The following is a 23308-nucleotide window of genomic DNA, read 5'->3' on the forward strand; positions in this document are numbered from 1 at the left end:
GTCGTTTATTTTCGATTTATGATGGGGACATCAAATTCATAGCCGTCACGCAAAGGAGAATGCTTGTGGAATCGAAACCAACCATGAATAAGCGAGCGCCCGTCATACCCGTCATTAGCGAACTAATTAAAAACAAAATTTTTTATCTCATGATGCTACCCGGACTGATTTACATCATTGTCATGTTTTATCTACCGATGTTAGGGGTTGTCATTGCGTTTGAACAATATAACCCCATTAAAKGGATCTTTAAGAGTAACTGGGTAGGTTTTGAGAATTTTAAGTTTCTCTTTCAATCCGATGCAATTTTTCAAATCACCTTCAATACGATTGCCTACAACCTAATCTTCATTATACTCGGTATTGGTTTATCGCTTGTGATTGCGATTCTCATCAATGAAATAGGTAATCGTTATCTTGCAAGTGCTTACAAAAGCATTTTACTGCTTCCATTTCTCTTATCTTGGGTTGTAGCTGAATATTTGCTTTTCACTTTCCTAAGTATGGACAAAGGGATTATCAATACTGTACTGGCACAATTTAATGTCGAACCTATCCAGTGGTATTCCGAACCGTTCTACTGGTGGTTTATCTTACCAGCGAGCTATGTCTGGAAGAATGTTGGCTACTTCTCGGTTATTTTCGCAGCAGGAATTGCTGGGATATCTTCCGAGTACTATGAAGCTGCGAAAATGGATGGCGCCAACAAATTTCAGCAAGCCATTAAAATAACGATTCCGATGTTGGCCCCGATCACGATTACTTTACTGCTGCTGCAGGCGGGGAAAATTTTTTACGCCGCTTTTGGCGATTGGGGATTGTTTTATAACCTGCCGAAGGAGTCAGGGGTTTTGTTCAGTGCCACGAACGTCATCGATACTTACGTTTACAGATCTCTGAAAAGCATGAGCGATTTCGGAATGTCTTCCGCCGTTGGACTGTACCAAGCCTGTGTTGGGTTTGTCTTAGTCCTTGTGTCGAACTTTTTGATAAGACTTTATGATCGTGATAGTGCATTGTTCTAGGAGGATGACAAGATGATTAAACGACTTACGTTTCCAAACATTATGCTAAACGCTATTTTTATGGTGTATTGCGCGATATGCGTGATACCTTTGCTCATTGTACTTTCCGTGTCTCTGTCCGACGAGCAGTCCATATTTCAGTCTGGCTATCATGTGATTCCCTTGAAATTTAGTTTAAACGCATATGCCTACATTTTAAATGGGAATTCTCCTATTTTGAGAGCCTACCTCGTGACCATCATCGTAACTCTCGTCGGTACTCTGCTGCACCTAATCATTTCGTCCTTGTTTGCGTATAGTCTTTCAAGAAAAGAAGTGAAGTACAGAAGCATTGTATCCTTCATGGTCGTATTCTGCCTATTGTTCAGCGGAGGATTAGTACCTTGGTACATTCTACTCTCGAAATACCTTCATCTGAAGGACACGATATTTGTACTTTTCGTTCCCTATTTGGTTTCATCGGTCAATGTGCTGATCATGAGGAATTTTTTTACATACACCATTCCGGAATCCATTATAGAATCTGCAAGAATTGATGGATCAGGCGAGTTTCATACCTTTATGAAGCTAGTTATCCCCTTATCAACACCAGTTCTCGCAACGATTGGTTTATTCACAGCCGTCTTCTTTTGGAACGATTGGTTTACTGCAGCTTTATTCATTGAGAACGGCAAACTGTATACGCTGCAGTTTCTTCTACAGTCTATCATGAACAACATCGCATTTCTTCAAGGAAATGCTTTGACTCAGAAAGCCGCAGCTGTACAACCGGACGAGACGGCTAGGATGGCAACCTGCGTTTTATCCGTGGGGCCCATTATTCTCGCTTACCCTTATTTGCAGAAATATTTCGTCAAAGGCCTTACATTAGGCGCTGTGAAATCTTGATTCACCGGCTTCACTGGGCATCAGTCCGTTAAGCATATAAAAACAAAATATGGAGGTCAAACAATGAACAAATCAATGAAAATGAAACGTTCGCTTGTTATGCTGAGTATCGGTTTCTCTGTTGCACTAGCTGGGTGTAGTACGCCAAAGGCTGAGCCATCGCCTTCTGCGACTCCCGCCCCAAGTACGGCTGCGGCTCAAACAGCCCAACCAACAGCAACTCCATTAGCGCCAGTTGAACTTACGTATTATTTCCCGAATGGACCTCAGAAGGATTTACAGACTGTCGAAGATGCCGTGAATAAACTCATCAAGCCCAAAATCAATGCCACAGTTAAACTGAAACTTATTGATTGGGGAGCATATGAAGAAAAAATGAAAGTTACCATGGCTTCTGGTGAACCCTACGATCTCGTATGGACAGCGGCAGGCTTTAACAATTACTTTCAAAATGTAGCGAATGGGGCTTATGCACCGTTAGATGATTTGATTGCCAAATACCCTGACATGAAGAAAGGTATTCCAGATATGTTCTGGAATGCCGTTAAAGTGAAAGGGAAAATTTATGGTGTTCCTGTCTTCCAACAGTCAACCGCTGGGTACGGTTACACCATACAGAAAACAGTAGCGGATAAGTACAAACTGGATTGGAAGTCTGTAACCAAGTTATCTGACTTAACACCATTCCTGGAAACAGTTAAGAAGAGCGAGCCTAACCTTATTCCTTGGGAGTTTACCGATGCGTTCACGACTGCTCCTCCGATGTTTGGTCTTGAAAGTTTAGGAGATTCGAAAACTCCAGGTGATCTTTATTTAAAAGACGGTAGCAAGGTAGTCAATCAGTATGAAACGCCAGAATTCAAAGACTATCTCACGATGATGAGAGACTGGTACTCCAAAGGATATTTGCGAAAAGACGCAGCGACTCTCAAGGATACCACAGCAGACCGTAAAGCTGGAAAGAACGCCTTACAGTTGGGCCAGATCGATATTGACTCCGTAGCCTTTGCAGCAGCAGGCATGGAGGCAACAGGTAGAATGTCTGGCTTTAATCCGGATACACAATCTTACGACTTCCAGTTCGTGAAACCGCTGCTTACGACCGACAAAGCTGCAGCGACAATGACGGCTATATCCGCCAATTCACCTAACAAAGAAAGAGCGATGATGTTCCTCAATCTGTTAAACACGGACAAAGAAATTTACAACACTCTTGTCTGGGGCGTTGAGGGTAAGCATTACAAGAAAATTTCTGATACCCGCATAGAAACGATCAAAGAAGGCGGTTACCAAATGTTTGCTCCTTGGGAATTTGGCAACATGGCGCTCTCTTATTTATCGGAAGGCGACCCAAAAGGTAACGATCAGAAGTTTACACAAATGTGGGTAGATCTAAATAAAAATGCAACTCCTTCCAATGCACTGGGCTTTGTCTTTGACTTTACGCCAGTGAAGGCTGAGAAGGCCAACACCGATGCAGTCATCGCGGAGTTGTACAACGCGCTTGCTTCCGGCTCGGTAGATCCTAGCAAGTATTTGCCAACATTTCTTGAAAAACTCAAAAGTGCAGGCGGCGACAAAATTATTGCTGAGAAGCAAAAACAATTGGATGCTTGGAAAGCGACAAACAAGTAATTGAAGCAAGGTAGTTCGGAACGTTTGTATTTGGGGAACTTTTCATGAAATCCTACTTGTAGTGAATACATGAAAAGTTCCTCTTACATGCGATGTTTCATCGCTTTTTATATGGTTTATCAATCCATCACCATCACCCAAGAACTTCGGAAAAAGCAATAAAACTTCGAAAGTTAAAGGATAGGGAGTGTTTATGGACTATGCAAACCAAGTTAAAACTTATATCAATGATTCTAACCTTATGTTATTTCATAACAGTTTCGCTTCCAACCTATGTTGCGGCAGCGTCGGCACCAAGTACCCCTCCGGGAAATCTTGCCTATCAGGCAACAGTAACAGGATCCACTCATGATTCAACTGGTCAAAGCGCCGGTGTTTGGTGGGGGGGCGCTCCATTTTCACTCCAAAACATAACAAGTGGCACCTTAAATACCAATTTATGGGTTGCGCCAGGCGCTAATAACTCTCTCGCTCCCGGCAATACTTCCGATGTATATCTTCGTATCGATTTAGGAACAGCCAAAACAATGAATGTCATTAAAATTTGGAATTATTACGCTAATCACCCGGCAGTAGGATTACGAACATATCATAACCAAATTGTTCAGCTTTCGGAAGACGGCATCAACTGGGTCAACGTATTCAATCAGGATGTCAACGATGTCGCTCATCAGGATCCAAGTGACTCAAACCAGACATTTGCAAACGGCACTCTTGTAAATGGTACCATCACAGGTGTTCCAGCAGGAAATGACGCAGAATATCAGGAGGATACGAATGCTGGCGGTCATCAGATTAACTTTGCGCCGACAACTGCACGTTACATCAGATGGTGGGCTGGCGGTGAAACCGGCACAATCTCCAACAATAATCTTCCGCAGATGGTTCAGCTGCAGGCTTACTATATGAATACTGTCACCTATGACTATAATGACGGTGTTAATCCTTCAACTACTGTAAAAGTAAGCAACGGCACCGTATTAACAAAGCCCAACGACCCTGTTTCCCCATTAGGGGGTCAGGTTTTTGATCGATGGACAGTGGATACTGCGGGTGGAACGGTGTGGGATTTTTCTCAGCCTGTAATAGGTGAAATGAAGCTTGTGGCGAATTGGAAAACCGTTCCGGTATACACCGTTACATTTTCTTACAGCGAGAGTGCGGGACCCATTACTGTAAATGTCACGAAAGGAAGTACGGTGACCCCTCCCGGAGGTCTGACAAAAGAGGGTATGATTTTGGCAGGATGGGAACTTAACGGCGTGCCCTATGATTTTGCTACTCCGATTACAAATAATGCAACGATGGAAGCGATATGGGTACCTGTGCCTACAGCGGATGCTTATGTAATTCCAGCAGGATTGTTGAATATCGTGCTTAACAGCGCAGGTCAGGTTACTAAACTAATCAACACGCTTGACGGTACCGACTATGTTACAACCGGTTCGGACAGCAAGGCGTCGTATCTTATGTCCCTGATTGTTAACTATGCTCCTCAATATCCAACAGCGGTACATTATGCTAAAGAAAACGGGATCTTAACCTTGGATTTTGCCTCTGTAAAGGGAAAGGCAACCGTACATATGGATACAAATGGCGGCTATACCAAATTTACGCTGACAGATTTAACATTACCGCTGGGATGGTCGGCTCAGGCCGTATTATGGGGTCCTATTAAGACCGGTATAACGTCAGGCGGTCAGGTTGCAGGTGTTGCATACAACAACAACTTCGGCATCGGTATTCATGACTTGAATAGCAAGACCATCGGTGGTTGGCCGGTTGAATATAACAATTTAAGCTACCCATCGAATCTTCCGAACGTTAACGGATTCGCACATCCCCTCAATACCAGAGGTTTCAACAATGTTTCGGCATCTTTCAGCACATGGGGCAGTGCTTTGCAGTCCTACACATGGGATTATACGAAGCCAACCGAGCGTAAGGTTCAGGCATGGAATGCTGATTCACCTTCACGCACTATTCCCGCACTGACGGGTGATTACGCAGGCGATGCGAGCATGATAGGCTCCTCTATTGCCTTGTTCGGAACAAGAACTCCTAATATTTTAAACGTTTTATCCAATATAGAGGTCAATGAAGGTTTGCCACACCCGACGATTAACGGTAAGTGGCAAAAGACATCTCTGGAAACAGCGCAGGATTTCCTAGTATTTACCGACAATATGTCTAATAACATTGTCAATGACTCCCAAATGGCCCTCGACGCAGGTATTAATTACATCTATGGGCAATACGGCGCTTCAGGTCCATGGGTTACAGACGGCGGGTTCCAGTTTAACGGCAACTTCGGCGGTTCCGATGCAGCGGCAAAACAGATGGTAGACACCGCTGCAAGCTACGGCATTAAGGTGGGCGTTCATACTTTGTCGAACGAGATTTCCCCGAGTGACGCGACATATATCAGACCCCTTGCTAAGGCTGGTCTCGCAAGCGCGGGTATTGCACAACTGACAAGACCAATGTCGAGTACTGACACTATCGTATATATCAATAACGGCAAGGAATTCTCACCGGCTGCTGTCAGCGCAGCAGGTTCAAACAGCGTTCTTATCGACAATGAAATGATTGCGTTTGGCAGTTGCACACAAGTAAGCAACAACGAATGGCAATTAACAGGCGTTGTGCGCGGTTATCAAGCTACTACGGTAAGTAGCCATGATATTGGAGATGATGCTAAGCTGCTTTATTTCTATTACGACAGATATATTGCAGATATGGAATTGAATACGCAGATGACGAGTCGTATGGCAAACATATTTAATAATGTAGGTGTCCATGCCATGTCTTATGATGCCTTAGAGGCAACCAAAATGACAACTTACGGTCCACTTCAATTCGGCGAATTTCCTATCGCAGTTTATAATCGTATACATGCAGCCGGCAACAAAGACGGATTTATTACAGAGCATAGTGATATGGGCTCAAATTTATGKGATGTGGCGTCCAGAATCAGTTGGGGAGAATCCAATACAAATGTCAATCAAATTGCCAATTATTTGGAATTTTATGGTCAAAACTTTTTCCCAGAAATGCTTGGCTGGACATACACTAGCGGTGGTCATGGAGCTGGCAACGAGCCTAACCTACTGATGAACCTTGCTATGAAGGCCGGTTGGAATGCTGGAACTGGTTGGTATGTTAATGCAAACACATTTAAATCGTTGACTTACATGGCAAAAGAAATCAAGCTGTGGAACAATGCGATCAACCATGGTGCGTTTGTTGTTGGCGGCAATTTTACGTCTGCGGTGCAGGATAATATGAGGAAATCTTGGTCTAATGGCATGATTTGGAAACTGACTGAGGTTGTTCCGAATCAGCAATGGACTTTGCAACAGGTTTCCAAAAACACTAGCTTCACTCCTATTGGAAATCCTATAACACTGTATGTAACAAACAATATTAATGTTGTGCAATCTTCAAATGGTGATATCGCCACCAATACAAGTCTTAACTACTCAAGGGCGCACAGCAGCGATACTGTGACTATTTACACACAGGCATATTCAGGTTATCAGTTTGACGAAAACACTTTGAAAGTTACAGGCGCGGATAATGCCGTATATCCAGTGACGGCAAACGGTGACGGTACTTACACTTTCCAAATGCCGTCGCAGGACGTTACAATAACGGCACAATTTAACAGGGCTGATACCTCTCCACCCGTTACCGCTGCAACAGTAACAGGGATTGCAGGATCAGATGGTTGGTATACGTCGGATGTAGCCGTTTCACTTCAGGCATCGGATGAAAATTCTGGCGTTGCTTTAACTGAATATGCGCTGACTGTTGTGCAAAGTACTTACGGCACGCAATCGACAAACGGCTTCGTTCCATATGCTTCGCCGATTGTACTTGGTAATGGAATTTATGAAGTGCAATATCGCTCGATGGATAAAGCGGGGAATGTAGAAGGTGTCAAATCCATTAGCGTTAAGACTGATCGTACAACTCCAGTGATTAACGTCCACCTAGATAAAACGTCCATTTGGCCGGCAAATCATAAAATGGTTACGATCAATGCCACACTGAATGCTAGCGATGCTACCTCGGGTGTTGAATCCGTGGTGTTAACGTCCATCACGAGCAATCAACCGAATAGTGACTCTAGCGACATTCAGGCCAATTTCGGTACTGCCGCTACTTCCTTTAGTTTGCGGGCGGAGAAGTCGCGCATCTATACCATCACGTACACGGCAACTGACAAAGCGGGCAACAAAACGGTTACTTCCGTAACCGTCACAGTGCCGCATGATCAATCAGGCAAAAATTAAGAGGTAGTTAAAGCTTGGTCCAAATCATAAGTTAATGAGGTGAGCGGCCATGAAGAGCATACATGCTTTTTATGGCCGCTCTTTTAAACAAGAACTATGATCAGGACATTAAAGTCGACTTTTCATTCAAAGGAGAGAATATTAACATGGCAACGATGACAGCGGTATTAATTGGAGCGGGACAAAGAGGCGCCGATGCCTACGCTTCCTATGCTCTCGACTACCCAGAGGAAGTGAATTTTGTAGCAGTCGCAGAGAATGACCTCGTAAGAAGAACGCGGTTCCAGCAGGCTCACAATATTGATGATGCCTATGTATTCGAAAGCTGGGAGCTGCTGCTTGAAGCGCCGAAACTCGCTGATGCAGTATTAATTTGCACGCAAGACCAAATGCATTTTGAGCCGGCTATACGGGCATTGGAGAAAGGGTATCATGTTCTACTCGAAAAGCCGATGTCACCAAGCCCGACGGAATGTGTTCAAATGGGGGAATACGCCATAAAGTATAAACGAGTGTTCTCCATTTGCCATGTGCTTAGGTATACCGAGTTCTATAAAAAGCTTAAGCAATTGCTCGTAGAGGGAGCGATCGGCAGACTCATTTCTATCCAGCATACGGAAAATGTGGAGCACCGACATCAAGCACACAGTTTTGTAAGAGGAAACTGGCGAAACTCCGAAACTTCCAGTCCCATGATTTTAGCGAAGAGCTGTCATGACATGGATATTTTACTGTGGTTAGCGGATGCCGCGTGTACGAAGGTGTCGTCTTTTGGCGCGTTAACGCATTTTCGCTCAGAAAGTGCCCCGGAAGGAGCACCCTTGTACTGTTTGGATGGTTGCCCCGTTCAGAACGAATGTCCTTATTATGCGCCTAAAATGTACTTGGAAAGAGAGGACTGGGTTGGTTCTGTGCTGCGAAAAGTTGTCAGTAACGATGACAGTAAAGAAGGTGTCCTTCAAGCTTTGAAAAATGGGCCATATGGCAGATGCGTCTATCATTGTGATAACAATGTGGTCGATCATCAGGTCGTTAATTTGGAGTTCGCGAACGAGGTTACCGTCGCTTTTACGATGTGTGCCTTCACCAAAGAAGGAGGCAGATCGATGAAACTGATGGGAACACGAGGTCAGATCAGAGCCGATATGGAGAAAAACGTCATCGAAGTAAGCAATTTTATTACAGGTGTGACTGAAGCAATTGAGATAAACGCTCCGTTGGAAGGGCATGGTGGTGGCGATCACGGCATCATGCGAGATTTCATTCGACTCGTGAGCCGAGATGGAGAGGAAGCCGGACTTACTGGCGCACGGACCTCTGTTCAAAGTCATCTGACGGCGTTTGCCGCCGAGAAGTCGCGATTGGAAAGTCGGGTTATTGGGATGAACGATTATTTGGAAGAGTTGAGAGAAAGTATTCATAATTAAGGGGACAAAGATTCAGCGCTTTTTCCTATATTGCAGGGGTGTCGTGCCAATGAGTTTTTTGAAAGCTTGGCAGAAATAAGGGAAATTGTGCATGCCCACCTCTATGCTGATCTGCTCAATTCCTTTGTTACTACTATGCAACAACAAGCAGGCTTGTCTAATTCGTCTCGCGAGAACATAGTCCGATAAACTTGAAGCAGTTTCTTGTTTAAAGACGCGCGACACATAATATTTGGAGATATGCAAATGCTCAGCTAGCCTATCAAGTGAAATTTCTTCCGAATAATGCGACTCCAGCCAATTCATGATCTTTTCAGAATAGCGAAGCTGTCTTTGGGGAAGTAAGTCATTTTCCAAAGACTTGCCCAATCCTTTTGTATAGAGAAATTGAAAAGTCTGCAGGAAAAGTAAGGCGAAATTATGTTGATTTTGCTCCGGATCGTTGGTGAAAACGGTTTGATAATGCTGAAATAGTTGACTCAGAAAGCTTGACTGATCAAGATGCTGAAGCACCTGCTCCTGGATTTCATTTTTCCAGAGATGCTGAAAGTACATATGTAAGTGAGGAATAGCCGTAAAATAATATTCAAATATGGAGGGTTCTATTGTAACAATGGTACGTTCAAAAGGAGCATCGGGGAGTACGTCAACTTGAATGGTATGTAGCTGAAATGGCTGAAGATAGAGGAAGGTTCCTGAATTTAACGGGTGTACTTTGCGATTTACAACAATTTGGCCTCTGCCTTGATGTACATATAGTAATTCCATCCCCTGATGACAATGGTAGAAACCTTGATATACATCTGACGTCATTTTACGATAGCTGAAGCGATAGGGGATTTCTTGTAATGCCACATCTTCAAACAGGTTTAGCATGTTCTTGTCCTCCAGATGACGTGGTTGATCCGAATAAAACTAGTGTATCACACCGCTTTCAAATATGACAAGAAAACAACAATTTCAAGCAAGTAAGAACAACTTTGAACGAGTCGGATTTTATATAATGAGGTCATGCAACGTGTTGGTAAAGTTTAAATAAGTTACTTTAATTGTTTTTGGTGACCCAAAGTACCCGTGTACAACAATTTATCATACTAATCTTTAAATTGACTCCCTATGCATGCTTTACACAGTTCCGTAGTATTAAAATATCAGAAAATAAAGTAGAAAAATCTCTAACGCAATATAAAAAAAGAGACAAAGGAAGTGAATCTATGGAGTATACAAATTTTGGAAAAACCGGAATTCGAGTTTCTAAGCTCGGGCTTGGAGGTGCTCCGCTTGGCGGGGATTACGGACCTGTTACTGACGAGCAAGTGACAGAGGTGATCGATCGAGCCTTGGAACTCGGGATCAACTTCATCGATACAGCACCGCTATATGGCAGAGGAGAAAGTGAACGACGCATTGGGTTGGCACTCAAAGGGAAAAGGGATCAAGTCGTCCTTGCTACCAAAGCTGTTATGCGCGGAGTGCCCTATACCTATGAGAATACGATTCTTTCCGTGGAAGAAAGTCTGAAACGTCTTGGCACGGATTATGTAGATCTCATTCAAATGCATGAGCTTTCGGAACTGAACTCAGAGATTGGAATGAATGAAACCGTTCCTGCTTTTCTCAAACTGAAAGAACAGGGGAAGGTGCGAGCGATTGGGGTTAATGCTTTCAATCCGTCGTTGTTACTTCCTTTTATTCGGTCTGGGCATATCGATTCGATTCAAACGTTCAGTCGCTATATGCTAATCGACTATACGGCTATGGATGAGCTTCTTCCGACAGCGAAGGAATATGGTGTATCCGTTATTAACGGAAGTGTTCTAGGAATGGGGCTTCTTGCTGAGTCGCCAGCGCCATTTATCAAGCAAGATGCACCGATGTTTTTAGAAGCGGAGCGCCGCATAAGACAGTTAGACTTCCTGAGGAAGTCGGAACCCAAAGGGCTTATTGAGCCTGCTATGCGATTCAGCCTTTCTAGTCCAGATATTACGGTTACCTTGACGGGAACGACTTCAATACGCTCGCTTGTACTCAATGCCAGCTATTGTGATGGGGTTGGTTTGCCGCAACATGAATTGGATCGGCTGCTCGCTTTATTTCCAGGTCAGCCATTATCTTGGTAAAAGGGGTTAATTTCAGATGACGAATGCACCATGGATAGACGAGTTATGGCATAGAATTATAGGTAAAGTAGAGCATATGAACGTTTCAATCGGCGCTGATTTCCCATATATATCCTACGATGGCAAGTATAACAGTGAAGATGCGGATTGGTGGACGAACGGGTTCTGGCCAGGTTTACTCTGGTTAGTTTATCGTGAGTCGAAGGAAGATCAACTCAAAGATACAGCAGACCAGATTGAAACCTTAATGGACCCTGTGCTTGCTGACTTTTATCCGCTGCACCATGATGTAGGATTTATGTGGAGCTTATCCTCCGTGGCAAAGTACAAGTTGCTTGGCAGTGAAACGTCGAAGCGACGCGCATTAACGGCAGCCAGTCATCTGGTCGGACGTTACAACGCGAAGGGACAGTTCATTCGCGCTTGGAATCAACCGGAGCGTACGGGTTGGGCGATAATTGACTGCATGATGAACCTGCCGCTGCTCTATTGGGCAAGTGAAGTGACGGGGGATCCGCGGTTTCGGCATGTCGCTGTTCTTCATGCGGACACGACTTTGCGTGAATTTCTTCGTCCAGACGGGTCTACTCACCATATTGTGTGTTTCGATCCCGAAACGGKGGAAAGACAAGAAGCGCTTGGTGGGCAGGGTTATTCACCGGATTCGGCATGGTCACGCGGCACCGCGTGGTCTCTATACGGCATGGCGCTGAGTGCTCGCTACACAGGGGATCAGCGATATATCGATGCAGCTAAACGTGCCGCACATTTCTTCCTGGCGAATGTACCCGAGGATGGGTTGCCGCCATGGGATTTCCGAGCGCCTTGGGAAGAAGATATGGCGATGGACTCTAGTGCCACAGCTTGTGCAGCCAGTGGGATGTTGGAGTTGAGTCTGTTGGTTCCTGAGCGTGAGTCGGAGTTCTATCGCTGCTCGGCTGAGAAATTGATTTTCAAATTAAACGAGAGATACACAACTTGGGATGACCCGAGCGAGGAAGCTATTCTTCGCATGGGCACAGCCAATCGCCCTAAGAAAACACACGTTAACGTTCCGATGATCTACGGCGATTACTTCTTTGCAGAAGCGGTCTGCAAGCTGCGCGGCGTACACGATACATTTTGGTAGGAGGAAAGATCCATGTCACAGAAGAATAGCTCCAATGCCACGACGAGTACAATCCATGCAGCCGATGCGTGGAGTCCGCCAACTTGGGCACTAATGGAACGGAAATTAATCGATACCTTAAATGAGGCAGCAGTTGAATATGTCCGACGCTATACGCGGGAGGATGGCACCATTGTTTGGCGAGAAGACTGGCCAGGGATGGATGGATCCGATGACCCCTATGAAGCGTTTATGAATTTATCTTTGTTGTACACGCTCGGCGGCAATGAAGAAATTCTGCGATTATCCCGTCTTATGTGGGATGCCATTACGTGGCAATGGACGGAATATGGTCAAATTCATAATGAATTCGACGCTTATTATGATTGGATGCATCATGGCGAAGGCTATTTATATTTTTATTTCCTTGGGTTATCCGATCCACTTCTACTGAAGAATCGTCAGAGAGCGGTGAAGTTTGCTGAGCTCTATATGGGTAGAGACCCTGAAGTCCCTAACTTTGATGCGGAGCGGAAGCTGATGCGTTCGCCAATTACAGGTAGCAAGGGACCACGGTTTGAAATGACGGAAGAAGACTGGGTCACGCACCGCGGTGTACTCGACGATTACTTAGCTCCATTCGAGGATATTCCCGGAGTGGACTTCGCAAGCGGAAAGTGCAAGTGGTCCGACGATGACATCTATCGCGAGATTATAAGCCGAATGAATGAGCGTAAAGCGAAAGGCGATGTCCCGCTTAATTTGAACTCGACTGGACTCATGACCAATGCCTTTATGTATACAGGTGATGAATCTTATCGCCAGTGGGTGTTGGATTATTTGGCAGCTTGGGAAGAACGCACGAAGCGTAACGGTGGGCTGATTCCGGATAACGTTGGATTAAGCGATACGATCGGTGAGTACAATGATGGCAAATGGTGGGGCGGATACTATGGATACCGCTGGCCGCACGGATTTATGTCTATTATCGAGCCACTGACAAATGCGGGCATGAATGCCGTACTTCTTTCAGGTGATCGTAGTAAGTTAGATTTGGCACGTTCGCAATTGGATCTAAATTGGGAATTAGGGAAAGAAATCAATGGGAAATGGCATGTGCCGAATAAACATTTTGATGCTGGTTGGACGGACTATCGAATTCAAGTTCCGACGTATCCTATTTACTTATGGACGATTTCGATGGCGGAGGAAGATGCAGCACGTGTAGACCGAATTCCATACGAGGATCATTTCCGCAACATTGACATGCCTACCATCTCGGGAAGAAATCCAGTAACGCGTAAGGAAACGAAACATTATATTGCGAACACAGYGCCTTGGTATTTATATATGAGAGGGCAATTCCCAGATTATCCGGAGCAAATATTGAAGCAAAATCTAGAGTTGATCACCATACAGTTAGAAAAGCTGCGCTCACCCGAGGGCGATCCAACTAGCTGGGACTGGGATCATCCGTACAGCATTCATCAATGGCAGGAATATTCGCCGGTTTACTTTGAAGGGTTGCTTCAAATGATGCTTGGCGCTCCCATGCACATCTCCCACGGTGGTTTGCAGCATGCTCGTGTACGTTACTTCGATGCCAAACGTAAGCGTTGCGGTCTTCCAGAGGATATCGGTGCATTGGTTGAAGCGTTAGGCGACGAGTTTGTCACACTAACACTGGTGAACTTATCTTCATTTAAAGAACATGAAGTAGTTGTACAAGCGGGCAGTTTTGGTGAACATCAATTTACGTACATGGAAAGCTATAATCAGAGCGGCGATAAAGTTGGCGAAGGTGCCGTAGATGGCAAGTGGTTGCCTGTAAGCTTAGCTCCAGGTGCKGGCATTCAACTCAAGCTGCACATGAAACGATACGTGAATCAGCCTACCTATGAGACGCCATGGAGTTCAGAATTGGACGATATGACAGGGAAGATGATCAGAGGTCGAATTGTATGATAATTTACCTCGATACGCATGTCCATTTCTGGCAGTTGGAGCGTGGCGATTATCACTGGCTGAAGCCTAGTAATCCAATTCTGTACCAGAATTACATGCCATCCGATCTAGCTGACGCTGTTGGGGCTAAGCATGCGGACGAATTACATGGATTCATAGCGGTTCAGGCAGCGCCGACAGTTGCAGAGACGGAATTTCTGCTTGAACTGGCAAGCCAAGATGAGCGGATCCTCGGTGTAGTGGGCTATCTTGATCCATGTGCGGATTCTTTTGCTGACGATTATAAACGCTTACGTAACAACCCGCTATTTGTTGGGATCAGGTTGGACCGAGCTATCTTCGAGACATACAAAGATCAAGTGTCAGATCAAATGATAGTGAATCTCCAGTTGTTGGAGGTAGATGACTTTAAAGTCGACCTGCTTATTAGTACTGAACAATGCCCAGCAGTATTGAAAATTCTTAATCAAGTACCAAACTTAAAAGCCGTTATTAATCATTTAGGTGGTCCCCCTATTGGTAGTGGTGAAATAAAAATCTGGTCAGACTATATCAATAAGTTATCCGAGTTCCCTCATGTATATTGTAAATGGTCCGGCATGATCACTCCCGCAGAGGGCATGAATCCAGAGCGCTTAGCGCCGTATATACATCACACGGCAGAGCAATTCGGTCCAAATCGTATCCTGTTTGGCAGTGACTGGCCGGTTGCTTTAATGGCAGGTACGTATGAAGAGGTTGTTCAATTATTCGAACAGCTGCTGCCGGATCATTGGAGCGACCAAGAGCGTGCGAATGTGCGAATGCACAATGCGAAGGCTTTCTATTTGGGCATGTAGGGGAGTGAAGGGCATGCAACGAGTATTGTTCTATTCACAAACGCGTAGAGGAACGGCTAACCAGTTCAAGCAAATCGTGAAGGAAAGCGAAGCTGTACTTCGTGATAAGTGGGTTGCTGCAGGTCTAGAGCAAGTAGCTGTGTTTGCTTGCGATTTATATGTTTGCGTCTACGCCGAGGCAGTAGATAGTCACAGCGTTTCACTGTGGGATTGGCCCGTTTCTTTCGAACGCTATCTGGAGAAGTGGCCCAAAGAGCCCGACACAAGTGTCAGCACCAATGAGACATTGCATCGATTGACAATTCCCATGATCGACGTGTTTCATGATGGCATACCGGACGAAGATTGGCGCGGCAATCATTCGATGGATGAGCGTGTAGGTTCGATAGCGAGATTAAAGCCAGAGATGGTGCCGAGCTATATCTATTATCATTACCAGAAGCAAGAAGAGTCACCCAACAGCTTTAATCAGACGTACATGATTGGTATGTATAACCGGCTGATATTCTCCTATCATGAGTTACCAAGCAGGATTAGCTCGATCACTCGTCAAGGCTTGCTGACCACGAAGCAATCACCGACGAATTGGCACGAGGTGATGTACCCTCATTTTGACCTATGGGAAGAAGCGATAGAGGGCCAGCAGATTTGGCGTAAAATGGAGCGATTGCTATAAAAACAGCCGGTTAGGAGTCAAGCGACTCTTAAACCGGCTGTTTTCATTGATTTATTCGATGTCTTGGCTGACATTTTTTTCAGGAATCACGATAAACACGGCTAAACCTCTGTGCAGATTTGGTGTAATGAACACCCCGTAAGCGTCACCGAACAGTAATTTAATACGCTGATTTAAGTTTTTTAAACCAATATGCTTTTCCTCCAAATTAACCCCGCTGGCTAGCTTTTGTTGAAGACTAACGAGTTTATCTTCTGGCATTCCTTTCCCATTATCAGAAACGGTAATGACAATCCCGTCCGATGTACGCAGTCCTGTAATGATAATCTGTCCTGGATTCCGAGTAGGAATAATCCCGTGCTGAAACGCATTTTCCAATAGCGGTTGAATGGAAATCTTTAAGATTTGGCAAGAAAGTAGACTTTCCTGGACTTGCCAGACGACATCGAATTTATTCGGATATCGGGCTTGCATAATGTCCACATATTGCTTTGCATGCTGGATTTCATCACCAATATCAGTCAATGGCTGATCGGTATCCAGACTACGTCGCAGCAGATCTGAAAGGGCTGTAACCATTTTGGATACTTGATTGTGACCTTTGGTTAATTCGATGGCTAGGTATTTAATCGTTTCCAAGGTGTTATATAAGAAATGCGGCGTCGTCTGATTTTGCAGAGCGATCGTTTGGGCTTTTCGTAACGAATGCATACGGAGCTGAAGCTCCTGTTCGAGCCCTTTCTTGGCGTCGAGTGTTCGAAAGATCGAACTGGTGATGGTTCGTACTTCGTTCCATTTACTTTTCTCATTGGAGTCCATGAGAGGCTCTAACTTCTCCTGGTCTTCAATCATCGACATGATCTGGTTAACAGGAGAAAACGTTTTAATGGAGATCAAAATAGAAACGACCAAGACGATGATAACGCCGATGGCAGAAAACACATATAAAAAAGTACGGAGATCMTTCATCTTTTGCTCATAATTATTGAGCGGCAGCAATGAAATATAAGTTAAATTTTTATCCTCAGAAGGAAGGACAGAAACAATATATTTCTGTTTATGAATCGTTTTAATCGATGATGTAGGAGATGTAATTTCAGTAAGGATTTCCGCACGATTCAGAAGATCAATGTCACTGATTTTGGACATGAATTCATTCCGATTATGACTGTAAACGACGACATCTCCACCAACGATGTACGTATTTTCTAACTGCTTATCGGCTTGATTTAGAAATTTACGAAGTTCTTCAATGTCAATATTCGCAGTAACAGCGCCAATTTTATTCTCATAGAGATAAGCAGGTCGCGTAAAGGAAATGTAGAATGGATACGTATCATTTCGTTTACGCAGATCCATAAATGTGCGATTGCTGTCCATTTTCTGATAGACGTTTTTATACCAAGTTTTGTCATCAAATTCAGTTAAGGGAGAGTCAAAACGATTGGAGAGCATATAGGTATTTTTTTCCGAAAACACGTATATGGAATCCATATATTTAAAGGATCGCGTGTACATCGAAATCTTGTCATGAATGGATTGCATTTTGGCAGAAAGATCGTTGGTGTCAGAAGGAGATAACATAAAGGACCCAACGTCATCTTGATAAATCATTTCTAGAGAAACATGGTCCATCTGTTTGAAAATCGTGTCAATGCTGTCCTTTACACGGTAAAGGGCATTCATATTAACGCCGCTTATTTCTGTCTCGATGGCTTTATTCATCTGTACATACATCACGATGCTTAATCCTGTGAAAGGAACGATCACTAGCAGAAATATCAAGATTAAACTCTTGATAAATAGGCTTTGAAACTTATACATTCGGACAGCTTGAAGTAGATTACGGTTTGTTTTCATGTGCAGCACCTTCTGAACGCAAGCTTTGTTGTCGAATGTAATCCTTAGGACTGACGCCCGTTGTTTGTTTGAACAGGCGAGCAAAGTATTTGCTGTTAAGATACCCAACTTTCTCGGTAATTTCATGAATCTTATATTGGCGAGTTTCCAACAATTCAATCGCTTTTTGAATACGTAATTGCGTTAAATAGTCGATATAATTGATGCCCACGGCTAGCTTGAAAATCCGACTAAAGTAGATATGATTCAAGAAAACATGATTAGCCACTTCCTCAAGCGACAAATCCCGATGAAAGTTCTGCAGGATATACTTCTGCGCTGCATCGACGATTAACTTGGCATTCGTTTCTTTGGAATTCATATTAAGTACCATGAGATCACGGATGAACTGCTTGGCCCATTTACGTACATTTTCCAGATCGCCTATTTCTATGACAGCATGGTAATTGTGAGCGGTCTCATGAGGTATTTTGCCAACCAAGCCCCGATCTGCGTAATAGCGAAAAACCATAGCGAACAGGTCCATGATCAAACGATGAACAAAGGAGATTGGCAGATCTCGAAATTCGTCCATGAATCGATCAAGCAAGCTCATGGTATTTTCTATTTGACCGTCCGTAATATGGGCCATGAACAGCTTGTACTTCTCCAACAGATTGTCATATTCGATTGGCTCTAACCGATCTTTTCCCCGTGTCTCTTCATAGACCAGCTTTAAGGGTACACTAAATTGCGCTAGTTCAACCATGTTATGAAATGTAGCTGTTACGTCATAACGAATCTCAATATCAAAATTGTTTCGGATTCGAGAAATAATTTCATTCATCTCTAGAACAAGTTGATTTTCTAGGTCCTCTTGCCGAATTGCCTGATTCGGAAAAGCGAGTAACTTCATTCCTTGATATTCATTGAATACGGCTTTATATAAAAAATTATCATTCTCAGCTAGGAAAATACTTTTTAATGAATAAGTGAGCTTTTCTGGCTTTATGGTCAGCTTCTCAGGCTCACATAGCTCTAAGTCAACCAAAGCACATGGACAATGGGTTGGGTCTAAGGAAAGAGATAATAATTGTACGCGTTTATAAAGCTCATTCGTATTCCGTAAGGCTCCCATGACTAAATCTGTATAAAATTGCTCTTTCAATAGAGGAAGAAGCTCATCAAAGCGAACAGATTGCTGTTGCTGGTGAATGGTAGCACTTTTCTGTTGATCCAACTTTAATTTCAAACTTTCGAATACATGTGTAATTTCATCGTATTTCGTCGGCTTTAGCAAATAATTCTCTACATTATAAGCAATGGCTTGTTGAGCATATTCGAAATCCTTGTAACCGCTAATGATAATGACACGAATCTGCGGGTAGTTCTCATAGATATGTTTGGCTAATTGGATGCCATTAATCTCTGCCATTCGAATATCCGATAACACAATGTCAACTTCATTGTTTTTTAAATAGTCAATTGTTTCTTTACCGTCCTCGAAATCAGCTACGATTTGAAACCCAAGTGATTCCCAATCTAGGAAATATCTTAATCCTCTGCGTACAATCTCTTCGTCATCAACTAGCACAAGTTTGTACATAGTACGCCATCCTCTCGCTGTATGCATTTCTTATCGCTTACCTCATTATAGCTCAAAGGCAGCTGGAATTTGGAGTATTTCTAGGTTCTTTCACTGTATTGGTTGAAATAAGTAACCTTACTTGCATTCAGTAACTTTATCCCCGTGATTTGCACAATTTGGTAACCGTTTGTTTAATTTGGCTCCCTATTCAATTATACCCCTATTTCGTAGAATTAAATTAAAGCAAAGGGGGAGCGCAGGATGAGAGAGACAGTCATAAATAACCTATCGGATGAAACAAAAAGTAAAGTAAACACTAAGCCACTCAGAAGTAATTCCTTTAAAAGATTAGTTAGAGAAAATATAGCTTTATTTGCTCTAACATTGCCAGCGATTCTCTATTACCTGATTTTCCACTATACCCCGATGTTCGGGATCATACTCGCCTTTAAAGATTACAAGTATAGCGAAGGCATTCTAGGGAGTTCTTGGGTCGGGTTCAAAAATTTTGAATACTTCTTTACCTCCATGGATGCTTGGCGGATTACAAGAAATACAGTAAGCTATGCGGCTATATTTATCGTATTGGGTAATATTGCGGCCGTTTCAGTGGCGCTTTTGCTGTTCGAGATTCGTGGGAAATTGGCATTGAAATTCTATCAAACATCGATGATTATGCCGAAATTTCTATCATGGGTATTAGTCGGATACATGACCTACGCGCTATTCAATCCTACATTAGGTTATTTCAATCAATTGCTGCATTTCTTCGGATTCGAATCGATTGATGTGTACTCGAATGCCAAGTATTGGCCTTACATCATCGTATCGGTTGAAATTTGGAAAACTGTTGGATTAAGCTCCATTATCTATTACGCTGCCTTGATGAGCGTTGATCCGGAATTGTTTGAAGCTGCCAAGATTGACGGGGCAGGAAGAATGAGACAAATTTTCGCCATTTCACTTCCATCGCTTGCCCCAGTGTTGACCATCATCATTATTCTGGCAATTGGTAATCTGTTCAGAGGAGACTTTGGGTTATTTTATCAAATTCCTAGGGATATCGGGGTGTTATATCCAACAACGGATGTCATTGATACGTACGTTTATCGAGGATTACGTGCTGGGGACTTTGGCATATCGGCCGCAGTAGGATTGTTCCAATCGGTTGTTGGACTGATTCTAATCGTCATTAGTAATTGGATTGTAACTAAAATAAGACCTGAGAATTCGTTATTCTAATGTGTTCGAAAAAAGTAAGAAGGAGGCGCCAAGAATGTCTAAGTCATTCTCTGCTAATTTAGGCAATAAATTCATTCATGTCATCTTGGTATTATTTAGTTTAGCATTTATCATACCGTTTCTACTCGTTATCGCCGTCTCTTTCTCTAACGAGGAATCATTGTTGCAGTATGGGTATAAGTTAATTCCGATGCAGTTTGATCTTACCGCATACAAACTCATATTCGGTAAGCCGGACCAAATTTTATACGCGTATCTAACAACATCTGTTCAGGCAGTGGGAGGTATGTTCTGTGGATTGATTGTGATGTCCACTTGTGCATATGCGCTTTCTCGCAAAAATTTTAAGCTTCGTAAACCGATTGTGATGTTTATTTTCTTCACGTTGCTATTCGGTGGCGGACTTATTCCGAGTTACATTCTCATCACACAGTATCTTCATCTGAATAATACGATCTTTGTGTATATACTTCCGACACTTGCAAATGCCTTTTATATCATTATTTTACGCACATTTTTTCAAGGTTTGCCTGATGCTCTGGTCGAATCAGCAAAAATGGATGGCGCTAGCGAATTTCGAGTTTATTGGCAAATTATACTGCCATTATCTAAACCAGCACTTGCAACCATCGGGCTATTCGTATTATTAGATAAATGGAATGATTGGTTTACTTCCTTAATCTATATTCGTGATGAGAAGCTCTACACGCTGCAATTTCTATTGCAACGAATTTTAATGGAAATCGATTTCCTCAAGAATGCGATGACTTACAATTTAACGATGGAAAATGTGAATTTATATAAACTTCCATCTGAATCCATTCGCTTTGCAATGGCCATTGTGGCTGCGGGTCCATTACTGCTTGTTTTCCCGTTTTTTCAAAAATATTTCTCTAAAGGTCTTACAGTTGGAGCTGTAAAAGGATAATTACATGTTTATACCAATTCCGAGGTTGTTGCTTGGCTTCGGAGTTGTATAATATACTATTTGAGCAGATTGAAAGGGGATAAAAGAAATATGAAGACGCTTAAAAGTGTGTTTAGCAAGACGATTGTTCTAAGTATGACAACGGCTTTACTTATAACCGGATGTAGTAAAACGAGCACAGACTCACCAACCACCACGACTAAGGCAACAGCAAGTGCTGCAGCCTCAGAAGCACCAAAGCAGGTGACATTAAAGTTTGTCACGTTTGGTTCAGGGAAACAAGCGGATTCGCAAGAGGTTTGGGATGAGTTTAACAAGAAGTTGGCTACGCTATTGCCAAATACAAAGGTAGAATTTGAACCCATTGTTAACACGGCATATGCAGATAAATGGAAGTTAATGGCGGCAGCGGCAGAACCAATTGACATTGCTTGGACAGGTTATGTCTTGGATTATCCCGGTGAAGTCAACAAAGGTTCTTATTTGGAGCTAGATGCCTTGGTTGATAAATTCGCACCTGATCTCAAAAAAGAGATTCCTGCTTGGGTGTTGGACCGTGCCCGTGTGAATGGTAAATTGTATGCGATTCCAAACTATCAACAAGCTGTAGATAATCGTCCAACGCTGCGTGTACCGAAAGAGTTTATCGATAAAGGATATATCGATCCGAAGCTTGCGCAGGAAACCTTTTATAAATATGGGCCAGTTTCCAAAGAATCTTTAGCTGTTATTGAAAATTATCTTGAGAAGTTGAAGCAGAACAACCAATTACGCAAAGGCTTTAGCACAGCGAATCTTCCAGGAATGCAGCATCACAATATGTTAACTGCACCATTCAAATTAGCTGGTGATTTGAAAGACCCGAAAAGTTTAAAGGTAGTCAATATTTATGAAACCGAGCAAGAGCAGTTGTTTATCAAAACGATGACGGATTGGTATGCCAAAGGGTACATTCGCAAAGATATCTTGAGCATGCAAAATCAACGTCAAGATGAAGGCAAGTCAGACGGAAATATTGCTTGGTTCCATACGATGGTTGGCAGCATTGAAGATCAATCCAAGATTGATAGTACACGATATGGATTCCCCGTTCAGGTTATTCCTATGGAAGAGAAGTATGTGATCTCCAACTTGTCTGATTCAACTAACTTAGCTATTCCTAGAACGTCTAAAAATCCAGAACGTGCGATGCAGCTTCTAAACCTATTAGATTCGCAGAAAGGAAAAGATTTATATAACCTTCTTGTATGGGGTATTGAAGGTAAGCATTACAAGAAGATTTCTGATACTAAAATTGAAACTATCGGTTACTCAGGTCAAGGGACTCCAGATGCGAAATATGGTCAATGGAACTGGGCTTCTGGTAATACAGCTAATAGTTTCGAAACACAAGCAAATCCAGAAAATTTCACGAAAATTTGGCAAGATACCAATGCAGGTGCAACAATTTCTCCATTACTAGGATATAAACCTAATCTGGATCCAATTAAAACGGAGCTTGCTCAGATTCAGGCTGTTGTAAAAGAATATGCGGGTTCGGGAGCAACACAAATTCTTGAAACCGGCGCTGTTCCTGATTCTGATGCGAAATACAAGGAATTTATTGACAAAATGAAAAAGGCAGGTTCAGATAAAATTACAGCTGAACTACAAAAGCAAGTGGATGAATTCTTGAAAACGAAGAAATAGGCTGTAGGAAATTGATGTGAAGAAAAGAGCCATTGTTTTAT

16 protein-coding genes are annotated in these 23308 nt (G+C 43.1%); 13 read left to right on the plus strand and 3 right to left on the minus strand.

Annotated elements, in window-relative coordinates; genetic code table 11:
* Positions 1-83: 83 nt before the first annotated feature.
* From AB4114_RS17405 to AB4114_RS17425, 5 genes are all read left to right on the plus strand, one after another.
* On the plus strand, positions 84-1025 hold the full coding sequence (locus AB4114_RS17405) for an ABC transporter permease (RefSeq protein WP_441989626.1): 942 nt from the start codon (positions 84-86) through the stop codon (positions 1023-1025).
* A 12-nt stretch (positions 1026-1037) separates the two neighbouring features.
* Positions 1038-1913: a carbohydrate ABC transporter permease gene (locus AB4114_RS17410; RefSeq protein ID WP_441989589.1), complete on the plus strand. Its 876-nt coding sequence runs from the start codon at positions 1038-1040 to the stop codon at positions 1911-1913.
* A gap of 63 nt (positions 1914-1976) precedes the next feature.
* Complete coding sequence (locus AB4114_RS17415) at positions 1977-3548, plus strand: ABC transporter substrate-binding protein (RefSeq protein ID WP_441989590.1); 1572 nt, start codon at positions 1977-1979, stop codon at positions 3546-3548.
* A 200-nt stretch (positions 3549-3748) separates the two neighbouring features.
* Complete coding sequence (locus tag AB4114_RS17420) at positions 3749-7846, plus strand: OmpL47-type beta-barrel domain-containing protein (RefSeq protein WP_441989591.1); 4098 nt, start codon at positions 3749-3751, stop codon at positions 7844-7846.
* Between the two features lie 146 nt (positions 7847-7992).
* Positions 7993-9273, plus strand: a complete 1281-nt coding sequence (locus AB4114_RS17425) for a Gfo/Idh/MocA family protein (protein ID WP_441989592.1) — start codon at positions 7993-7995, stop codon at positions 9271-9273.
* A 12-nt stretch (positions 9274-9285) separates the two neighbouring features.
* Here AB4114_RS17425 and AB4114_RS17430 read toward each other — a convergent pair whose 3' ends face one another.
* A complete protein-coding gene (locus AB4114_RS17430) occupies positions 9286-10149 on the minus strand; it encodes a helix-turn-helix domain-containing protein (protein ID WP_441989593.1) in 864 nt (287 codons plus the stop codon).
* A gap of 338 nt (positions 10150-10487) precedes the next feature.
* Here AB4114_RS17430 and AB4114_RS17435 point away from each other — a divergent pair, with 338 nt between their 5' ends.
* The 5 genes from AB4114_RS17435 to AB4114_RS17455 are packed head-to-tail and all read left to right on the plus strand — an operon-like array spanning position 10488 to position 15981.
* Positions 10488-11393: an aldo/keto reductase gene (locus AB4114_RS17435; RefSeq protein WP_441989594.1), complete on the plus strand. Its 906-nt coding sequence runs from the start codon at positions 10488-10490 to the stop codon at positions 11391-11393.
* A 16-nt stretch (positions 11394-11409) separates the two neighbouring features.
* Positions 11410-12522: a glycoside hydrolase family 88 protein gene (locus AB4114_RS17440; RefSeq protein WP_441989595.1), complete on the plus strand. Its 1113-nt coding sequence runs from the start codon at positions 11410-11412 to the stop codon at positions 12520-12522.
* A gap of 12 nt (positions 12523-12534) precedes the next feature.
* Positions 12535-14466, plus strand: coding sequence for a hypothetical protein (locus AB4114_RS17445; RefSeq protein ID WP_441989596.1), 1932 nt, complete (start codon positions 12535-12537; stop codon positions 14464-14466).
* Positions 14463-15305 (plus strand): amidohydrolase family protein, encoded by an 843-nt coding sequence (locus AB4114_RS17450; protein ID WP_441989597.1) that lies wholly within the window; start codon positions 14463-14465, stop codon positions 15303-15305. Before AB4114_RS17445 ends, AB4114_RS17450 begins: the two co-directional genes overlap by 4 nt.
* A 13-nt stretch (positions 15306-15318) precedes the next feature.
* On the plus strand, positions 15319-15981 hold the full coding sequence (locus tag AB4114_RS17455; RefSeq protein WP_441989598.1) for a hypothetical protein: 663 nt from the start codon (positions 15319-15321) through the stop codon (positions 15979-15981).
* A 51-nt stretch (positions 15982-16032) separates the two neighbouring features.
* On the opposite strand, the gene AB4114_RS17460 is transcribed toward AB4114_RS17455, so the two are convergent.
* Positions 16033-17841 carry a sensor histidine kinase gene (locus AB4114_RS17460; RefSeq protein WP_441989599.1) on the minus strand — a complete coding sequence of 603 codons (1809 nt, stop codon included), beginning with the start codon at positions 17839-17841 and terminating at the stop codon, positions 16033-16035.
* On the minus strand, positions 17825-19426 hold the full coding sequence (locus tag AB4114_RS17465) for a response regulator transcription factor (protein WP_441989600.1): 1602 nt from the start codon (positions 19424-19426) through the stop codon (positions 17825-17827). Before AB4114_RS17465 ends, AB4114_RS17460 begins: the two co-directional genes overlap by 17 nt.
* A 243-nt stretch (positions 19427-19669) precedes the next feature.
* Here AB4114_RS17465 and AB4114_RS17470 point away from each other — a divergent pair, with 243 nt between their 5' ends.
* The 3 genes from AB4114_RS17470 (at position 19670) to AB4114_RS17480 (ending at position 23267) form a co-directional block, all read left to right on the plus strand.
* Entirely contained in the window at positions 19670-20650 is a 981-nt protein-coding gene (locus tag AB4114_RS17470) for an ABC transporter permease (protein ID WP_441989601.1), read from the plus strand.
* A gap of 34 nt (positions 20651-20684) precedes the next feature.
* Positions 20685-21578 carry a carbohydrate ABC transporter permease gene (locus tag AB4114_RS17475; RefSeq protein ID WP_441989602.1) on the plus strand — a complete coding sequence of 298 codons (894 nt, stop codon included), beginning with the start codon at positions 20685-20687 and terminating at the stop codon, positions 21576-21578.
* Between the two features lie 90 nt (positions 21579-21668).
* Positions 21669-23267, plus strand: a complete 1599-nt coding sequence (locus AB4114_RS17480; RefSeq protein WP_441989603.1) for an ABC transporter substrate-binding protein — start codon at positions 21669-21671, stop codon at positions 23265-23267.
* Positions 23268-23308 lie beyond the last annotated feature (41 nt).

The organism is Paenibacillus sp. 2RAB27 (assembly GCF_052115445.1).
Classification (GTDB): Bacteria; Bacillota; Bacilli; order Paenibacillales; family NBRC-103111; genus Paenibacillus_E.

What these genes read in the sequence shown, in the direction of transcription:
- AB4114_RS17410 (WP_441989589.1), top strand. Translation starts at nt 1,038, where the DNA reads ATGATTAAACGACTTACGTTTCCAAACATTATGCTAAACGCTATTTTT.
- AB4114_RS17415 (WP_441989590.1), top strand. Translation starts at nt 1,977, where the DNA reads ATGAACAAATCAATGAAAATGAAACGTTCGCTTGTTATGCTGAGTATC.
- AB4114_RS17425 (WP_441989592.1), top strand. Translation starts at nt 7,993, where the DNA reads ATGGCAACGATGACAGCGGTATTAATTGGAGCGGGACAAAGAGGCGCC.
- AB4114_RS17430 (WP_441989593.1), bottom strand. Translation starts at nt 10,149, where the DNA reads ATGCTAAACCTGTTTGAAGATGTGGCATTACAAGAAATCCCCTATCGC.
- AB4114_RS17435 (WP_441989594.1), top strand. Translation starts at nt 10,488, where the DNA reads ATGGAGTATACAAATTTTGGAAAAACCGGAATTCGAGTTTCTAAGCTC.
- AB4114_RS17450 (WP_441989597.1), top strand. Translation starts at nt 14,463, where the DNA reads ATGATAATTTACCTCGATACGCATGTCCATTTCTGGCAGTTGGAGCGT.
- AB4114_RS17455 (WP_441989598.1), top strand. Translation starts at nt 15,319, where the DNA reads ATGCAACGAGTATTGTTCTATTCACAAACGCGTAGAGGAACGGCTAAC.
- AB4114_RS17465 (WP_441989600.1), bottom strand. Translation starts at nt 19,426, where the DNA reads ATGTACAAACTTGTGCTAGTTGATGACGAAGAGATTGTACGCAGAGGA.
- AB4114_RS17470 (WP_441989601.1), top strand. Translation starts at nt 19,670, where the DNA reads ATGAGAGAGACAGTCATAAATAACCTATCGGATGAAACAAAAAGTAAA.
- AB4114_RS17475 (WP_441989602.1), top strand. Translation starts at nt 20,685, where the DNA reads ATGTCTAAGTCATTCTCTGCTAATTTAGGCAATAAATTCATTCATGTC.
- AB4114_RS17480 (WP_441989603.1), top strand. Translation starts at nt 21,669, where the DNA reads ATGAAGACGCTTAAAAGTGTGTTTAGCAAGACGATTGTTCTAAGTATG.